We start from the raw sequence: 18,534 nt of genomic DNA, 5'->3' as shown, positions 1-18,534 counted from the left end.
TTTATTTTTCTGAAACTTATAATGAATGTTTTCCTGCTTCAATCCATTCTTCCACATTCCAGACTTTCGTCGCAAGTCCTTCATAAAATTCAGGTTCGTGGCTTACCAGGACAATTGTGCCTTTGTAGGCTTGCATTGCGCGTTTCAATTCAGCTTTGGCATCGATGTCCAAATGGTTTGTCGGTTCATCGAAAATGAGCCAATTGCTTTCTTCCATCATCAATTTGCACAAGCGGACTTTCGCTTGTTCGCCACCGCTCAATTGAGTCATCGAACGGGAAATGTGCTCGTTCTTCAAGCCAGTGCGGGCCAAAGCTCCGCGGACTTGCCCTTGTTCCATGCTTGGATAAGCAGCCCAGATTTCATCAAGTGGCGTATGGCTTGGTGCTTTTACTTCCTGCTCGAAATAGCTCGGCGTCAAATATTCGCCGCGGATCACATCGCCGTCAAGCGGTTTGATCTTGCCAAGCATCGTTTTCAGCAACGTCGATTTCCCGACGCCGTTCATGCCGACCAAAGCGATTTTCTCACCGCGTTCGATCATGAATGTCAATGGCGGCAATAGGGCTTTGTCGTAGCCGATCGTCAAAGCTTCCGCTTCGACTACATAACGGCTTGGACTGCGCGTCTCTTTAAAAGAAAATTGCGGTTTCGCAGCAACTTCCGGCTTGTCAATGCGGTCAATGCGGTCCAATTGTTTCTGGCGTGATTTCGCACGTCCGGCTGAAGAGGCACGTGCCTTGTTTTTAGCAATGAACGTCTCGGTTTTCTTGATCATGTCGGCTTGTTTTTCATAAGCGTCCAAATGCTGTTTTTTCGCAAGGTCTGCAAGTTCAATGAATTTCTCGTAAGTGGCTGTGTAGCGAGACAGGCGAGAAAATTCCAAGTGGAAGATGACGTCTGTAACACTGCTCATGAATTCCGTATCATGCGAAATCAACAAAAACGCATGCGGGTAGTTTTTCAAATAATTGACGAGCCATTGAATATGTTCTTCGTCCAAATAGTTGGTTGGCTCATCCAGCAATAACACTTTCGGCTTTTCCAGCAGTAATTTCGCGAGCAGCAATTTGGTCCGCTGTCCACCCGAAAGAGCTTCGACAGGGCGTTCCAGTCCGATGGCATCGAGCCCAAGGCCGCGTGCAATTTCTTCGATTTTCACGTCAAGCGTATAGAAGTCGCCGGCATCCAAAGCATCCTGCACTTCCGCCATCTCTTCCAATAATTCTTCCAGGTTAGCATCAGGATCGCCCATTTGCATAGCGATGTCGTTCAATTCCGCTTCTTTGACATACAGTGGCTTGAACGCATCCTGCATCGTTTCGCGGATTGTGCGCCCTGGGGTCAATTGTGTATGCTGATCCAAATAGCCGTAATGCGTTCTCGGCTGCCATTCGACACGGCCCTCATCGTGGATGATCTTGCCCGTCAAAATATTCATCATTGTCGATTTGCCGACGCCATTTGCGCCGACCAGGCCGACATGCTCGCCTTCAACCAAGCGGAACGACACATCGTTGAACAAGGTACGGTCACCGAATGTGTGACTAAGGTTTTCTACTGTTAATAAAGCCATTTAATAAATTCCTCCATTTTTTCAAACCTTTTAAGGTGATGCTAAACTCTTTGAATGCGGATGTGCCGAAAAAATCCAGTTGTGCCGAATCAGGCACAGGCGCTTGGCAAAGGCACCGGCATAAAAGATGTCAAAAAAAAATCGCGGTCTACAGTTCCGCGAGTTGTTTGTTCAATTCCGCAAGGTTTTGCTCCATGTTCGCTAAACGCTGTTCCGCTTTTTCCACCATTTGATGATGCCCGGTCGTTTCCAGCTTCTCAATGTCGCCTTGGTGGCGCACATAATCCATCTTCAATTCAGCGATTGCATATTCCAATTCTTCTCTAGTCAAAGAAATCCACCCTTAGTTTTTCCTTATTGTATCACAAATCCACAAAATTTAAATCCTTAAGCATCGGGCTTGTGCTTTTAAAAATTGGGGTATAACCGATATAATAGGCAATACTTCAGGAAGGAGGGCGCATGACATTAATAGTTTGTTGTTCGATTTGATGCTTATCATTTTTCTTGGGGTGTTCTCCCAATGGATTGCCTGGCGCTTGCAGCTGCCAGCAATTGTCTTAATGTCGATCGCCGGCCTCTTAGCAGGTCCGCTGCTGGGTATCATCAGCCCGGCTACAAGTTTTGGCGACTTATTCAATCCATTTATTTCATTGGCGGTAGCCATTATCCTGTTTGAAGGCAGTTTGAACCTGAACTTCAAAGAAATAAGGGGATTCAGTAAGCCGGTAGGGCGGATTGTAACCATTGGCGCATTAATCGCCTGGATTGCAGGATCGCTTGCCGCCCATTATATGGCGGGCTTGTCGTGGGCTGTGGCGTTCGTCATCGGCGGATTGTTCATTGTCACGGGCCCAACGGTGATTTTGCCGATGCTCCGGCAGGCGAAGCTGAACGCGCGTCCTGCCGCCATCCTGAAATGGGAAGGCATCGTCGTCGATCCGTTCGGCGCATTGCTTGCGCTGTTCGCATTTCAGTTTGTGCTGTTCGCGATAGGCGATGAAACCGCTGCGGCGTTCGGACTGTTTTTCCTGGCCTCGCTGTTTGCTGTCATTCTTGGCGTTGGTGCCGGATTCGGCATGGGCCGGATGTTCGAAAAAGGGCAAGTGCCTGAATTCCTCAAATCGCCTATGGTCTTTGGCGTCGTGCTGCTGACATTCGTCGTCTCGGATTTGATCATGCACGAAACAGGATTGCTCGCCGTCACAGCGATGGGGATGACGATGGCCAATATGAACATCACGTCCATCAATGATATGCGCCATTTCAAAGAAAACATCTCCGTGCTGCTCATCTCGAGTATTTTCGTCATGCTGACAGCATCGCTCAGCCTGGATGTGCTGCTGGAAATCTTTAATTGGCGCATCATCGCATTCGTCTTGACGACGCTGTTCATCGTGCGGCCGCTGTCGATTTGGCTGTCGACAATCGGCACCGACCTGAGCTGGCAGGAGAAAACCTTGATCGGCTGGATTGCGCCCCGCGGCATTGTCGCATTAACCGTGTCGGGTTATTTCGCCAGCACCTTACTTGAAGCCGGGTTCGAAGATGCAGAATTATTGACCGCGCTGACGTTCGCGCTGGTGTTTTCGACCGTTATCGCGCACGGCTTCACAATCGGTTGGCTCGGGCGAAAACTGGGCTTGGCCTCGTCCGAAGCTCCAGGTGTACTAATCGTCGGAGGCAGCCGCTTCACCACCAGCCTCGGCAAGGTGCTTAAGGAAATAAATCAAAAAGTGCTCATCATGGATCCGGCATGGGGCCGTCTGCAGCAGGCTCGACAAGCGGGATTGCCTAACTTCACCGGCGAAATTCTGTCTGAACACACCGATTACGAAATCGATTTGACGCCTTATGAAATGATGGTCGTTGCGACCGAAACGGATTCGTATAACGCGCTGGTCGTCAATAATTACGTCCCTGAGATGGGACGATTGAACCTTTACCAGACCGCCATCCACACGGGCGATCCAGCTGATTTCCATGCATCATTGAGTGGACGGACGCTGTTCGGCAACGAATGGAATATCCATGAACTCGATCTCAAAGCTGAACAGGGGTATGCAATGCGCAAGACGCAAATCACCGGACAGTTTACGTATGAAGAATTTAAGGAACGGTCGATTGAAGGCACGATTCCGCTGTTCATCAAGCGCGCGCAAGGAAAACTTGAATTTATTACCGCGGATTCCGGACTGGAGCCAAAAGAAGGCGACACCCTCGTCAGCTTTTCTCCGCCAGAGCACCAGGAAATCCGTGTCCAAGGCAAACTGGAATCGAATCGCAGCCGCATCGAATCTCAGTCTAAAGAATGAAATCTTCTATAGGAAAGTTTTTAGATGCGTATAATGAAACCGGGTTTGCTATCATGAAGTGAGGTCGATTGATTAGTTACTACTAGAAGGGCGGCGCGGCCGCCTGGCATATACGTATTTGAGGAGGATTCAACGATGAAAATTTTATTGGTGGACGGTACGATTATTGGAAGAAAAACAGGGGCAATCCTGGAGCAGGTGAAATTGTATATCGAGGAGACCAATCCCGAAATGACTTTGGAAATCATGAATCTCAGTGATTTCGAGCATCAATTCGTTGATGGCCGCCCGCTTGGCGATTACAACGAAGACATGCAGGAGATGGTGCGCCGCTTTGCACAGGCGGACGGCTACATCATCGCGACGCCGATTTTCCAGGGCTCGATTCCAGGCGTCTTGAAAAATGCTTTCGATATGCTGCATCCGCGCACGATGCGCTACAAGCCGGTATCGATCGTCGCGAACGGAGGCACGTACCAGCATCACCTGGTCATCGAGAACCAGCTGAAGCCGATACTCGATTATTTCCGTTGCCTCGTCACGCCGAACTACGTCTACACGCATACCAGCCATTTCGACGAAACCAACTCCATCATCAACGAAGATGTGCATGACCGTTTGCGCGAGTTGGCGCGTGTGTTTGCAGAATACGCGAAGATGAGCACACATTTATCCAAAGAAACGATTGATAATCCATAAGCAAGAGTGAAAAAACCTCCCGCGGGAGGTTTTTTTGTTTGATTTATGCCTATTGCCGGTAAATACTGTCCGGGATCGGCCAAATACTGTCCTAGCTCGGTGTAATACTGTCCCCATCCAAGAAATCCTCAGGAATAAGGTAAACGCGGTCTTTAAAACTACCTTTAAAGGCCATTTTAGAAGCAACTAACATTTTAGAGGCGACGGATGTAGAGGTGATTCCCGAAAATGTGCGGAATTCCCGATTTGAAATCGTAGATCCGAATAGAGAACGGTATTGTTTCAAGGCATCAATATGTGCTTGTGGATTTGAATATAAGCAAGTGCCGCAAACCCATTTTTTCCGCTCGTAAACCATTTTTGTCCTTTCACATTTAATGCAGAGTACACCAGTCAACAAGCCACTAGGTATTTCAAACGGAGCAATTGATTTTATTGAATGGAGCTTCAAGAGTTGTCCTGCAAGTTTTTTTGTTGCCGCCTTTGTGTGAATTTCATTTCCAAAATCATTTATGAATTGATCAACCAAATACGGCAAACCTGACGATTGAATCATGAGGCGCTTTCCAGCTTTCGATTGAATGACAGCAGAAGGATAAGTAAAGACAATAGCGCCGATAACAGGAAGTTTTATTTTCCGGATAGCTAGGAATTGTTCCAGCCATTTTTCATGGCGCCGTAATTGGTCATCTGGATTGCGCATGCCATCGATGGTGCCATCCTTATTTGTACGAAAGAATTGGCGGGTCTGTGAATCGAAATGGAGCAGCCCTGAAATAGTTTTGATTTCAAGGATTAAAATGAAGTGGCTGGTTATTAGAAGAGTATCCATCTGATGTGAGGACTGCTGCTTTTGGATAAATAAATCATGGATAAAAAAATGGGGGATTGGGATGTCGATTTCGTTCCAAAGAGAATCAATGCGTTGTTCGCCATGGTAGCCAGCTTTGATTCGGCGAAGTTTTTCTGTCCAATGGGGGAGTTGAGTGTGGGTATGCGGCATTCTTTTCAGCAAGCTTTCGAGTTGGAAGAGTTCCGGTGGAGTGTGGCGGTGTTTAAGTATCAATCTATCGTCTCCTTTCTTCATATGAATATAGCTTAGAAAGTTATTGACAGCAAGAGGGAATTGGAAAAAAGCTGGTTACTGTCTGTAAATCGAAGTTTACTGTCCGACTTGCCGACAATACTGTCCCAAATGCATAAATACTGTCCACAAGCCGGTAAATACTGTCCAACCCCGCGACAACCCACCAAAACCGGAAGATGTTATAATAAACGCTATAGAAATGAGGGTGAAGGAAATATGAAATCAGTCATACTTGCAGAAAAGCCATCGGTGGCGCGCGATATTGCACGCGTGCTGGGATGCGCTCAAAAAGGCAACGGTTATTTGGAAGGCAAGCAGTATATTGTGACTTGGGCGCTCGGGCATTTGGTGACGCAAGCGCAGCCGGAACAATACGACAACGACTTTAAAGAATGGAAGATGGAAAGTCTGCCGATTATCCCGCAGCCGTTCAAACTGGTACCGATCAAACAGTCGATGAAGCAATACAACGCGGTGAAAGCGCAACTAGCGAGAGGCGATGTCAATGAAGTCATCATTGCGACGGATGCTGGGCGCGAAGGCGAGCTCGTGGCGCGCTGGATTCTGGAGAAGACGAAAACGAACAAGCCGGTCAAGCGTTTGTGGATTTCGTCGGTCACCGACAAAGCGATCACCGACGGCTTCAACAACCTGAAAGACGGCAAAGTGTATGAGAATTTATTCCAGGCGGCAGTGGCCCGCGCGGAAGCTGACTGGGTGGTCGGCATCAACGCGACACGCGCATTAACGGTGAAATACAATGCCCAATTATCAACGGGACGTGTGCAAACGCCGACGCTTGCGATGATCGCCGAACGCGAACGGCAAATCCGCAGCTTCCAGCCGAAGCCTTATTACGGGCTGCAGGCAGTCGCCGAACAGGCGGCGTTTACGTGGACGGACGGCAAGTCGAATCAGTCGTTCGACAAAGATAAAATCCAAGGGCTGTTCAATAAACTGGAAAATACACACGAAGGCGTCGTCATGGACATCAAAGTGACGCCGAAGAAACAGCCGGCTCCGCCTTTATTCGACTTGACGGAATTGCAGAAAGAGGCCTATAAGCGGTATAGCTGGTCGGCGAAAGAGACGCTGAACACGCTGCAGAATTTATACGAGCGCTACAAAATCGTCACGTACCCGCGGACGGATTCGAAGCATATGACGTCCGACATGCGTGACACATTGATAGACCGCGTCAAAGCTGTGCAGACCGGACCTTACCGCGCGCTTGCAGCGACGATCTTGAAATCGCCAGTGGCTCCGCAAAAAGGCGTCATCGATGACAGCAAAGTGAGCGATCACCACGCCATCATCCCGACCGAGGAAACGCCGCAGATGCACAACCTTTCCGACAAAGAGCATAAATTATACGACATGATTGCCAAGCGCTTTCTTGCCGTCTTTTACCCCATGTACGAATACGACCAGACGACGGTGACCATCGAAGCGGGCGGCGAAACGTTCCAGACGAAAGGCAATACGATCCGCAATGAAGGCTGGAAACGCGTTTATTCCGATGACGAGGAAGACGGCGATACGTCGCTGCCGCCATTTGAAAGGGGACAGAAGCTTCCCATCAAAGGCGTTGCGCTGACGGAAGGCAAAACGAAGCCGCTGGCATTTTTCAATGAAGGAACGCTGCTCGGCGCGATGGAAAACCCGTCGCAGTTCATGGCAGGCGAATCGAAAGAATTGATCCAGACGCTTGGCGAAACAGGTGGACTCGGAACCGTGGCGACGCGTGCGGACGTCATCGATAAACTATTCAATACGTTCTTGATTGAAAAGAAAGGCAAGGATCTGACGATCACCTCGAAAGGGCGCCAATTGCTGGAACTCGTGCCGGAAGATCTGAAGTCGCCGAAACTGACAGCGAACTGGGAGCAGCAGCTGACGAAAATCGCGAAAGGCGAGCTGAAGAAAGAAGAATTTATGAAAGAAATGATTCAATTCGCTGAGAAATCGGTATCGGACATCAAGAAGAGCGACCAAAAATTCAAACACGACAACATCACCGGCAAGACGTGCCCCGACTGCGGCAAGCCGCTGCTTGAAGTCAACGGCAAGCGCGGCAAGATGAACGTATGCCAAGACCGCGAATGCGGCTACAAAAAACAAGTGGCGATGCAGACGAACGCACGCTGCCCGAACTGCCATAAAAAGCTGGAAATGCAAGGCGAAGGTGACGGCAAAATTTTCGTCTGCAAATGCGGGCACCGGGAAAAGCTGTCGGCATTCGAAAAGCGCCGCAACAGCAACCAGTCCAAAGCGAACAAAAAAGATGTCAATAAATTCATGAATCAGCAAGACGAAGCGCCAGCCAATACGGCCATGGCGGATGCGTTGAAGAAATTATTGGGACAGAATGATTAATTTCCACTCCCTTTAATGATATGCTTAGACAAAATGAGCATGCGAGGTGCAGTCCATGGCGAAGAAAGTCGCGAAAACTAACGCGGCGCGCATTCTCGATAAAGAGAACGTGGCGCATGAAGTTCTCCAATACGATCCGCAGGACGGCAAGATCGACGGCGTTTCGGTTGCGGCGAAAATCGGTTATCCGGTTGAAACGGTTTATAAAACGCTTGTCGCTGCCGGGAGCTCGAAGCAGCATTATGTCTTTATCATCCCGGTAGCGGAAGAACTCGATCTGAAAGCCGCAGCGAAAGCCGCCGGCGAAAAGAAAATCGAGATGGTGCCGGTGAAAGAAATCCTTAATTTGACGGGCTATATCCGCGGCGGCTGTTCGCCGCTAGGTATGAAAAAGCCCTTTCCGTCATTTCTTGCCCGGCAAGCCGAGAACTTGGACGAAATCATCGTCTCTGCCGGCAAGATCGGCATGCAGTTGAAGCTGTCGCCTGATGATTTGATGAAAACCATGAACGGCCAATACGCCGACGTAACAATGGCGGGCTGATTAGAAAGCCCATCCATTCTTTTGAGTGGGTGGGCTCTCACTATGCAAATGCAAAAGAAAGAAGGGTCAGAATGGGACGTGCATTATTTTACCGCTGGCTGTTTTTTATTAGCGGACTGATTGTTTTGGCGCTGGGCTTTACAATGGTCATCAAAGCGGACCGGCTCGGAATTGGGCCATGGGACGTACTGAACGTCGGCTTATTTAAAAATTTCGGGCTGACAATCGGCACGTGGGCGATTTTGGTCGGTTTGGCCGTCATTGTTTCGACAGTGGTGTTCACCCGCAAAATTCCGCAAATCGGCACGTTTCTGAACATGCTGCTGATTGGCGTCTTCATTGACGTCTTCAACTGGATGATTCCGGAGATTGAAACGCTTGCGGGCCAAACAGCAATGTTCGTGATTGGTCTGGTGATCGCGGGTTACGGCGTCGGCATATACGTGGCGCCGCGCATCGGAGCAGGACCGCGCGACAGCCTGATGCTGCTGCTTGTAGAAAAAACGGGTCTCAGCATCAGCATAATCCGGACGACGATGGAAGTGTCTGTCGCATTTATCGGCTGGCTGCTCGGGGGCCCAGTTGGAATCGGCACGATTGCCGTCGCAGTGTTCACCGGCAAAATCGTCCAGATCTCGCTGCCGCAATTCGAGCGCCTCTTGAAAAGAATCATCGAAAAAGGTACAGACGTCCCACCCATTTTGAAAATGTGAAACCGAGTGCAGGGAAGTTGAATCCCTGCATTTTTTATGTTATAAATAAAACCAAGTAATTCAATAGGCATTATAATGATTAAAAGGATGCCAATGTCTGCCAGCGCTATTCCGCACTGGCAAAAAGAATACTATTATCACTAAAAGGGGTTAATTTTATGGGACGCGAGTTCGTAGAGATTTTCGATGAATGGGTGCACACTTATGACGAATCAGTTGAAGGAAAAGATAAAGAATACGAAGACGTTTTCAAGCATTACAACGGCATCCTGCGAGCGACAGCCGATGTGGTAATCGGCCCGGTCGTGGAGTTCGGCGTCGGCACAGGAAATTTAACGCAGAAACTGCTTGAGCGCGGTATGCACGTGACCGGCATTGAACCGAACGCAGCGATGCGCGAAGCCACTTCGCAAAAGCTGCCGGAACTTCCGCTGTTCGACGGCGATTTTCTGGACTTCCCGCTTACGGGAGAAGTGAAGACTTTCACCAGCTCTTACGCATTTCACCATTTGACGGATGTGGAAAAAGCACAGGCATTCAAACTTTATGCACAGAAATTGCCGGCAGGCGGAAAAGTCGTTTTTGCTGACACTGTGTTCGAATCTGCTGAAAAAAAACAGCAAAAAATTGAATTTGAACAAGCGCGGGCTTATGCTAATCTAGTAGAAGATCTGCAGCGCGAGTATTACACCACGCTGCCCGTACTCAGAGAATTAATCGAAGATGCCGGTTTTACAGTGGAATTCACACAGTTGAACAGCTATGTGTGGTTGATCGACGCGACAAAGAAAAGCGAAGACGGCCGCTAAGCTCCGTCACAAAATCACCATACCCAGAGGAGACGATTTCATGAAAAAGATGAATGTTGAAAGCTTTAATTTGGACCATACAAAAGTAGTTGCGCCTTACGTACGTTTAGCAGGAGAGAAAACAGGGGCAAACGGCGATGTCATCCGCAAATACGATATCCGCTTCAAGCAGCCGAACAAAGAGCATATGGAAATGCCTGGCCTGCATTCATTGGAACACATGATGGCAGAACATAGCCGCAACCATTCAGAACAAATCATCGACATCGGACCGATGGGCTGCCAGACCGGATTTTATTTGTCGGTCATCAACCATGACGATTTCGATGACATTTTGGTCATTTTGGAAAACACGTTGAATGACGTAATCGAAGCAGACGAAGTACCGGCTTGCAATGAAGTCCAATGCGGCTGGGCTGCGAGCCATAGCTTGGAAGGCGCGAAAGAATTAGCGCGTGAAATGCTTGCGAAAAAAGACGAATGGCGTCACGTGTTCGTCGAAGAAACGGTATAAGGGGAATTGACATGAAATTTGCGTCCAGCATACAGCAATTGATCGGCAACACACCTTTATTGGAATTGACGCATATCGAGATTCCGAACAACTGCCGGATTTTTGCCAAGCTTGAATTTTTCAACCCGGGCGGCAGCGTCAAAGACCGCCTGGGTGTTTCTTTGATTGAAGATGCCGAAAGCCGCGGGCTGCTGAAGCCAGGGGGCACGATTGTCGAACCGACTGCCGGAAATACCGGGATTGGTCTGGCTATCGCAGCAATCGGCAAAGGCTACCAAGTGAAATTCGTTGTACCGGAAAAATTCAGCCAGGAAAAGCAGAGCTTGATGCGCGCGCTTGGAGCTGAAGTCATCAACACGCCGACTTCAGAAGGCATAAAAGGCGCGATTGCAAAAGCTGAAAAACTTGTCGAAGAACTCGGCGCCTTTTCGCCTTCGCAATTCTCCAACCCGGCAAACCCGGAAACCTATGTCCGTACATTGGGACCTGAATTATGGGAAGCGCTGGATGGCGCCATCGATGTCTTTGTTGCGGGCGCGGGTTCAGGCGGCACATTCATGGGAACATCACGTTTCTTGAAAGCAAAAAATGAAAAAATTAAAACCGTTATTGTTGAACCGGAAGGCTCGATACTTCAGGGGGTGCCAGGTCCGCATTTGACAGAAGGCATCGGCATGGAGATCTTGCCTGCTTATATGGACGAAACTTATTTTGACGCAATCCACACCATCATGGATAAGGATGCGTTTGCAGCAGTGAAGGAATTGGCGCTAAAAGAAGGGCTGCTCGTCGGCAGTTCTTCGGGAGCCGCCTTTCAGGCAGCTTTGAAAGAAGCCGCTGCAGCGGAGCCTGGAAGCCATATCGTTACGGTGTTCGCGGATTCAAGCGAGCGCTACATGAGCCAGAACATCTACGGAAGAACTTTTGAGGAGGATCATACATGAAACCGAAAACAAGATTGATTCACGGCGGTATTTTTGGAGATGAGGCGACAGGTGCCGTATCAACTCCGATTTACCAAGTGAGCACATACAAGCAAGAAGCAGTCGGCAAATTCAAAGGCTACGAGTATTCCCGCACCGGTAACCCTACGCGGCACGCGCTCGAAGAATTGATTGCGGATGTCGAATACGGTCACGCTGGATTTGCGTTTGCTTCAGGCATGGCGGCGATTTCTTCCGTTATGATGCTGTTTTCAGCGGGTGACCATGTTATTTTGACAGATGATGTCTACGGCGGCACTTACCGGGTCGTCAATAAAGTCTTGAACCGCTTCGGCCTTGAATTCACGTTTGTCGACACGGGAGATTTAGCTGCAGTAGAAGCAGCAGTACAAGAAAACACGAAAGCGATTTTCATTGAAACGCCGACAAATCCGCTGTTGAAAGTAACGGATATCGAAGCGGTTTCCGCGTTCGCGAAAGCGAAAGGCATGCTGACGATTGTCGATAACACATTCATGACGCCGTATTTACAGAACCCAATCCCATTGGGCGCAGATATCGTCCTGCACAGCGCGACGAAATACATTGGTGGACACAGCGATGTTGTGGCCGGACTGGTTGTCGTGAATACAGCTGAACTGGCGGAAGAAATGCATTTTGTCCAGAATTCAATCGGTGCGATTTTAGGGCCTCAGGATTCATGGTTATTGATCCGTGGCTTGAAAACTTTAGGCATCCGTATGGAAGAGACTGGCACGAACGCACAGCAGATTGCGGAGTTTCTCGATGGCCACGAAGCGGTTGGGAAAGTCATTTATCCTGGCTTGCCTGCACACAGTGGACACGAATTGATGAAGAAACAGTCAGCTGGTTTTGGCGGCATGATTTCGTTTGATGTCGGCAGCCGTGAAAAAGCGGGTGAATTGCTTGCGAAACTGAAATACTTCACGCTCGCCGAAAGCTTAGGCGCAGTCGAGAGCCTGATTTCGGTGCCTGCACAGATGACGCATGCTTCCATTCCAGCGGAACGCCGCGCGGAACTCGGCATTGGCGACGGGCTGGTGCGCATTTCTGTCGGAATAGAAGACGTAGAAGATTTAATAGAAGATTTAACTGAAGCTTTAAGCTGAGGTACAACCGCCCATGAGGCGGTTTTTTCATGCGGAAAAATCACTAATTTACTATTAATATCAATTTTATTTTTACTTTGGTAAATTTTATAGTATATACGCACTTAAGTTTCGACACCCGAAATAAATACATTAGCATATTCTTCTGAATTGTCTAACATGTTATTATTTTAACCAGCGGTAAAATTCTGACAATTACAGGAGGTCACATCCATGAGTAAAAGCAAATGGGCATCAGTCATTTCAGCCAGTGCGTTGGCACTGTCTTTATTAACACCAGCAGCAACAGCTGCACCAGTAGAAACGGTTCCGTCAACAGTTGATTGGAACAGTGCAAAATACGGGAACAAAATTGATATCGACCAGCAATTGAACAAATTGACATTGGATCCAGAATTCCAAAAAGAAGCAGATAAAAAGATTAAAGCGCAGGCAGGCGCTCTTGATAATGCATCAACTAATGGCGCAGAAACAGCGGCCGGCAGCACATTCACAGAAAATCACGGGACGAAAAAATTCCTTAACCGGAACTTGAAATTCAAGGATTTCACGCTTCGCAGCATCGGCGACAATGTAGAAATCTGGGTAGCGAATGATTTGAAATATGGACCAAACAACCCGAAACCGGCTGACGTGGTAACACAGGCTCAAGTCGACAAATTGCGCGCCGAGTTTGACAGCAATATCTATCCGAAAGCAACTGAGTTTTTCGGAACACCGGATACGTTGGACGGCTCAAACGCGACTGTTCCTGGCATGGTTGGACTTCCTGATAACTATTACGAAGGGTCAGACAAAGTGATCATGCTTGTCGACAACGTGCAGGACGAAGGCTGGAACAACCCATCGTACCCATTCTTCGTAGCTGGATTCTTCTGGCAGACGCTTGAAAACTATACAGACCGCAACATCATCACAATCGACACAAACTCATGGGCGACTCGTTTGGAGAACACGTTCTTCGCAACGACAATCCATGAATTGCAGCATTTGATCCAAGCCGACAACGACGGTTCGGAAGAAACTTGGTTGAACGAAGGGATGTCCACATTCTCTGAATTCCTTGGCGGATACGGCCACGGCGAAGGTTCGATTAACTTCTACTTGGATCATCCTGAAAACTCGCTTGTAAATTGGGATGAGCACGGAACAGCAAAAACTGGTCCTGAAACAATTGCAGATTATGGACAGACTTACTTGTTCACGCTTTATATGTACGATAAATTCGGCAAAGAGTTCATCCGTGAACTAGCGGTTGACGGCACAAGCCAAGGCATGCCAAGCGTCAATGAAACATTGAAGCGCTACGGCTCTGACAAAACATTCACGGAAGTTTACCAAGACTTCATGGCGGCTTTGGCGTTGGACAACTCTGACGTAAGCAGCGACTACAACTTCGACAGCATCAACTTGCGTGAATTGCCAGTTGGTACGAATGGCGACGTGCGCGGCAAAACTGTCGACTTCGAAAAAGCGAAAACATTTGAAAAAGAAGGCGTTCCGGCTTGGGGCGGTGACTTTAAAGAATTCAACTTCGGCACAGACGTGCGCGGCATGGAATTTGATGGAGTCGATTTCCTTCCATTGCAATGGCAGACAACTGCTAATCCATTAGATGCTTCTGAGCAGGTGTTGCACGCAAACAACGGCGACGAAGCGGATCAGGCATTGATTTTCGGTGCAACAGTTCCAACGGACAACGCGACGTTGACGTTCGATCATTACTACGACATTGAAGAACAGTGGGATTATGCGGCAGTACAAGTATCTACTGACAATGGCGAAACTTGGACTTCATTGGCGAATGAAAACACACGCAGCGATGTAGTTGAGGAAGGCTATCCGAAAATCAAAGAAAATGTTCCTGGCTTCACTGGCCACAAGTTAAATTGGTCAACTGAAACATTCGACCTTTCAGCTTATGCAGGGCAAGACGTCTTGGTTTCATTCCGCAACTTGACGGACTGGGGCTATAACGATAAGGGCTGGTTCATCAAGAATGTTCAATTGGGTGATTTCTCGGCTGATGGTACTTCAGTTGAACCGTTCCAATCTCTTGGCCAATTGAAAGGTGAATACGTAGACTTCACAACTACATTCATCCAAACGAAGAAAAATGGACAGCAGCGCGTAGTCAATGTTGATCCATTCAACGTAACGGACAAAGAAGCATTGGATCTTCAACAAGTGCTTCGCGAAGGCAACGTGAAAATGATCACTTCTTATGCGGCAGCTGAAGGCCAAAAAGAAGCGAAAGAATTCACATACGAAGTTCTTTACAAATCAAATAAAGGCAAAGCAAAAGACATTAAGTAAAGAGAAAGCGGACCTCGGTCCGCTTTTTCTTTTGCCCTCAATTGCGGTATGATAGGGGAGTGAAATAATATAGGATGGAAGGAAGATAGCATTGTCAAAAAAATTGGATGCATTTTTAAATGAAAACCTGGGCGAATTAAAAGAACAGGGATTATACAACGAAATTGACCCGGTTGAAGGGCCGAATGGCGCGATCATCAAGGTTCGCGGCAAAGATTTGATCAACCTGTCTTCTAACAACTATTTAGGCTTAGCTACAAACGAAGATTTAAAGAAACTGGCGAAAGACGCGATCGACAAATACGGAGTCGGCGCAGGTGCTGTCCGCACAATTAACGGCACACTCGATATCCACGTGAAATTGGAAGAAAAGCTGGCTGAGTTCAAAGGGACTGAAGCCGCGATTTCATTCCAATCAGGCTTTAACTGCAATATGGCGGCGATTTCAGGGGTTATGGACAAAAATGACGCGATTCTTTCCGACCAGCTGAACCACGCATCAATCATCGATGGCTGCCGCTTGTCGCGTGCAAAAATCATTGCGTTCAAGCATTCAGACATGGAAGACCTTCGCCAAAAAGCGAAAGAAGCGACTGAATCCGGCTTGTACAATAAAGTGATGGTCATCACGGATGGCGTATTCTCCATGGACGGCGACATCGCGAAGCTTCCTGAAATTGTGGAAATCGCGAAAGAATTTGACTTGATCACGTACGTCGACGACGCGCACGGTTCAGGCGTCACTGGCAAAGGCAAAGGCACCGTGAAGCATTTCGGCCTTGAAAAAGAAGTGGATCTGCAGATGGGTACGCTGTCGAAAGCGGTCGGCGTTGTCGGCGGCTATGTAGCCGGCAAACAAAACCTCATCGATTGGCTGAAAGTCCGCGCACGCCCGTTCTTGTTCTCGACGGCTGTTCCGCCGGGCGATGTAGCAGCAATTATCGGCGCATTGCAAATGATCATGGATTCTACGGAATTGCATGACAAGCTATGGGACAACGGCGATTACTTGAAAAAAGGCTTGAAAGAGCTGGGCTTCAATATCGGCGATTCAGAAACACCGATTACGCCATGCATCATCGGCGACGAAAAATTGACGCAGCAATTCTCGAAGCGTTTATTTGAAGAAGGCGTTTACGCAAAATCGATCGTCTTCCCGACGGTTCCAAAAGGCACTGGACGCGTACGCAATATGCCAACTGCGGCGCACACGAAAGAAATGCTCGATGACGCCATTGCGACTTACGAAAAAGTCGGCAAAGAACTTGGCGTTATTAATTAAAAATGTGAAAAACCCACGGAGCTGTTTTCAGCTTCGTGGGTTTTCATTTTATATATCTATAGTTTACTGTCCGTAAATGAAGAAATACGATCCGGACAGGAGAAATACTGTCCGCAAACCTTTATTTACTGTCCGCCGTAGCTGAAATACGATCCATTCCTGATTTCTGCGCTTCAAAATAAGCCGCGGCAAAGACTTTTGCCGCTATCGCCATCGCGCCTTCATTGAAATCGAAGTTTTCGTGGTGGTGTGGAAACCTTAAGGCATCATCCGCCATCTTTGCGCCGACAAAGAAAAACGCGCCGGGAACCTTTTGCGTGTAATAAGCGAAATCCTCGACCGGCATGATCGGGTCGATCTCCACCAGCGCATCCTCGCCAACGGTTTTGCGGGCAGCGGCGCGCACCATATCCATCGCTTCAGAATGGTTCCACAGAGAGTCGTAGCCGGCTTCGAGCACCACTTCTGCAGTTGCGCCCATCGCTCGCGCAACGTTCTCCGCTATCGACGTCAGACGCTCTCTGGCAAGCTGCCGCAGTTCTGGATTGAATACGCGGATGGTGCCTTCGAGCACCGCTTCGCTTGGGATGACGTTGTCCGCTTCGCCGGCATGGAATTTGCCGACAGTTACCACGAGTTCCTGCAGGGGATCTGCATTGCGGCTGACAATCGATTGCAGCGCAATCATGACGTGGCTCGCGGCCAGAATCGGGTCAACGCCAAGCTGTGGTTCAGCACCGTGGCTGCCTGAGCCGCGGATTATGATTTTGAAGGTATCTTCTGCAGCCTGTAAAAAACCGTCGCGCACAAAAATCTTGCCGTATTCCATGCTACTTTGGACATGTGCACCGAAAATAAGGTCGACACCGTCGAGGCAGCCATCTGCAATCATGGCGCGGGAGCCACCGGGCGGCGTTTCTTCGCCGAATTGATGGATCAGCACAATGGTGCCGGGCAGTTCATCTTTGATGGCGGCCATCGCTTTCGCAAAGCCGAGCAGGGCGGCGGTATGGCCATCGTGGCCGCAGGCGTGCATGACGCCGGGAACCGTCGATTTATACGGAGCATCTTTCTTATCGTCAATTGGCAGTGCATCAAAATCAGCGCGGAACGCAATCGTCTTGCCGGGCTTGCCGCCACGGATCTTGCCAACCACCCCGCGGCCACCGACGCCTCGGCGCACTTCCACGCCAAGCGCTTGGAGCTGCCTTGTAATAAATTCAGGTGTTTCGACTTCTAGATGGGACAATTCCGGGTGCATATGCAGATGGCGGCGGGTTGCCGTCATTTCTTCCTGTAACGCATCAATCGCTTCGTAAATTCCAGTTTTCATGGTGCCACTCCTCATCACATAATATCTTCAGTATACTGCCCACAAGCCTGTGGCTTCAAATAAAGGAGAATAAAAAACAATTGCAAAGCATATTTATCCATAAAAAAACACGCTGCCGAATGGGCAGCGTGTTTTCAAATTGCATCTGTGTTGGAAATCAAGCTAAGGAATTGCTGGGTGCGAGCTTCTTTCGGGTGGCTGAAAATGTCTTCCGGCTTGCCGCGTTCAACAATCACGCCGCCGTCCATAAACAGGACTTCATCCGCCACGCCGCGTGCGAAACGCATCTCGTGGGTAACGACGACCATCGTCATGCCTTCAGCCGCCAAGTCTTTCATGACTTGCAGGACTTCGCCGACCAATTCAGGGTCAAGCGCTGAAGTCGGTTCGTCGAATAACATCACTTTCGGTTCAAGCGCAAGCGCGCGGGCAATGCCGACGCGCTGTTGCTGGCCACCTGATAATTGGAAAGGGTATTCGTCCGCTTTGTCTGCAAGCCCGACTTTCTCGAGCAATGCCTGCGCCTTTTTGCGCGCTTGTGCTTTGTCGATCCCTTGGACGATGACCGGTCCTTCCATGACATTTTCAAGTGCAGTCATGTGGGGGAACAGGTTGTAATGCTGAAAGACCATCGCAGACTGCTTGCGGAACGCGTTCACTTGCTTTTTCGGAACGGGCTTTGAAAAATCCACTGTCTGTTCGTCGATTGTGATGACGCCTTCGGACGGAACTTCCAAGATATTCAGACAGCGAAGAAACGTCGTCTTGCCGGAACCGGAAGGGCCGATGACAACAACCGCCTGGCCTTTTTCGACCGTCAAATCGATGCCTTTCAGCACTTCCAGCTTGCCGAATTTCTTATGCAAATCAGTAATCGAAATCATATTTTGCTCCTT

The 18,534-nt window shown here is 48.8% G+C and carries 16 protein-coding genes; 11 read left to right on the top strand and 5 right to left on the bottom strand.

The window, feature by feature from the left end; translation table 11 throughout:
• Positions 1–16: 16 nt before the first annotated feature.
• The gene (locus tag AC4EHB_RS07840; RefSeq protein WP_490975010.1) at positions 17–1,576 is read right to left on the bottom strand and encodes an ABC-F family ATP-binding cassette domain-containing protein; all 1,560 of its coding nucleotides are present in this window, start codon (positions 1,574–1,576) and stop codon (positions 17–19) included.
• A gap of 148 nt (positions 1,577–1,724) precedes the next feature.
• The gene (locus AC4EHB_RS07835) at positions 1,725–1,907 is read right to left on the bottom strand and encodes an SE1832 family protein (protein WP_490975009.1); all 183 of its coding nucleotides are present in this window, start codon (positions 1,905–1,907) and stop codon (positions 1,725–1,727) included.
• 160 nt (positions 1,908–2,067) lie between these two features.
• Between AC4EHB_RS07835 and AC4EHB_RS07830 the strand changes: the two genes are divergently transcribed.
• Both AC4EHB_RS07830 and AC4EHB_RS07825 read left to right on the top strand, forming a co-directional pair.
• Positions 2,068–3,891: a cation:proton antiporter gene (locus AC4EHB_RS07830; protein WP_490981141.1), complete on the top strand. Its 1,824-nt coding sequence runs from the start codon at positions 2,068–2,070 to the stop codon at positions 3,889–3,891.
• Positions 3,892–4,026: 135 nt separating this feature from the next.
• The gene (locus AC4EHB_RS07825) at positions 4,027–4,590 is read left to right on the top strand and encodes an NADPH-dependent FMN reductase (RefSeq protein ID WP_490975007.1); all 564 of its coding nucleotides are present in this window, start codon (positions 4,027–4,029) and stop codon (positions 4,588–4,590) included.
• A 91-nt stretch (positions 4,591–4,681) separates the two neighbouring features.
• Here AC4EHB_RS07825 and AC4EHB_RS07820 read toward each other — a convergent pair whose 3' ends face one another.
• Complete coding sequence (locus tag AC4EHB_RS07820; protein WP_490981140.1) at positions 4,682–5,656, bottom strand: nuclease-related domain-containing protein; 975 nt, start codon at positions 5,654–5,656, stop codon at positions 4,682–4,684.
• A gap of 237 nt (positions 5,657–5,893) precedes the next feature.
• Here AC4EHB_RS07820 and AC4EHB_RS07815 point away from each other — a divergent pair, with 237 nt between their 5' ends.
• The 9 genes from AC4EHB_RS07815 (at position 5,894) to AC4EHB_RS07775 (ending at position 16,305) form a co-directional block, all read left to right on the top strand.
• Positions 5,894–8,053: a DNA topoisomerase III gene (locus AC4EHB_RS07815; RefSeq protein ID WP_490981139.1), complete on the top strand. Its 2,160-nt coding sequence runs from the start codon at positions 5,894–5,896 to the stop codon at positions 8,051–8,053.
• Positions 8,054–8,108: 55 nt separating this feature from the next.
• Positions 8,109–8,597: a Cys-tRNA(Pro) deacylase gene (ybaK, locus tag AC4EHB_RS07810; protein WP_490981138.1), complete on the top strand. Its 489-nt coding sequence runs from the start codon at positions 8,109–8,111 to the stop codon at positions 8,595–8,597.
• Between the two features lie 71 nt (positions 8,598–8,668).
• Positions 8,669–9,310, top strand: coding sequence for a YczE/YyaS/YitT family protein (locus AC4EHB_RS07805; protein ID WP_490975003.1), 642 nt, complete (start codon positions 8,669–8,671; stop codon positions 9,308–9,310).
• Positions 9,311–9,468: 158 nt separating this feature from the next.
• Positions 9,469–10,119, top strand: a complete 651-nt coding sequence (locus tag AC4EHB_RS07800) for a class I SAM-dependent DNA methyltransferase (protein WP_490981137.1) — start codon at positions 9,469–9,471, stop codon at positions 10,117–10,119.
• A 40-nt stretch (positions 10,120–10,159) separates the two neighbouring features.
• On the top strand, positions 10,160–10,633 hold the full coding sequence (locus AC4EHB_RS07795) for an S-ribosylhomocysteine lyase (RefSeq protein WP_490975001.1): 474 nt from the start codon (positions 10,160–10,162) through the stop codon (positions 10,631–10,633).
• Positions 10,634–10,644: 11 nt separating this feature from the next.
• Positions 10,645–11,577 (top strand): PLP-dependent cysteine synthase family protein, encoded by a 933-nt coding sequence (locus AC4EHB_RS07790; RefSeq protein ID WP_490981136.1) that lies wholly within the window; start codon positions 10,645–10,647, stop codon positions 11,575–11,577.
• Positions 11,574–12,707, top strand: coding sequence for a bifunctional cystathionine gamma-lyase/homocysteine desulfhydrase (locus AC4EHB_RS07785; RefSeq protein WP_490974999.1), 1,134 nt, complete (start codon positions 11,574–11,576; stop codon positions 12,705–12,707). The genes AC4EHB_RS07790 and AC4EHB_RS07785 overlap by 4 nt, the downstream gene beginning before the upstream one ends.
• A 213-nt stretch (positions 12,708–12,920) precedes the next feature.
• Positions 12,921–15,023, top strand: a complete 2,103-nt coding sequence (locus tag AC4EHB_RS07780) for a peptidase M6 (protein WP_490981135.1) — start codon at positions 12,921–12,923, stop codon at positions 15,021–15,023.
• A 91-nt stretch (positions 15,024–15,114) separates the two neighbouring features.
• Positions 15,115–16,305 (top strand): glycine C-acetyltransferase, encoded by a 1,191-nt coding sequence (locus AC4EHB_RS07775; RefSeq protein WP_490981134.1) that lies wholly within the window; start codon positions 15,115–15,117, stop codon positions 16,303–16,305.
• Between the two features lie 121 nt (positions 16,306–16,426).
• On the opposite strand, the gene AC4EHB_RS07770 is transcribed toward AC4EHB_RS07775, so the two are convergent.
• A complete protein-coding gene (locus tag AC4EHB_RS07770) occupies positions 16,427–17,638 on the bottom strand; it encodes a M20 metallopeptidase family protein (RefSeq protein WP_490981133.1) in 1,212 nt (403 codons plus the stop codon).
• Between the two features lie 134 nt (positions 17,639–17,772).
• Complete coding sequence (locus AC4EHB_RS07765; RefSeq protein ID WP_490974995.1) at positions 17,773–18,522, bottom strand: amino acid ABC transporter ATP-binding protein; 750 nt, start codon at positions 18,520–18,522, stop codon at positions 17,773–17,775.
• Positions 18,523–18,534 lie beyond the last annotated feature (12 nt).

It is taken from the genome of Planococcus sp. TJ-302, from assembly GCF_058268455.1.
This window is presented reverse-complemented; position numbering and strand designations above follow the sequence as displayed.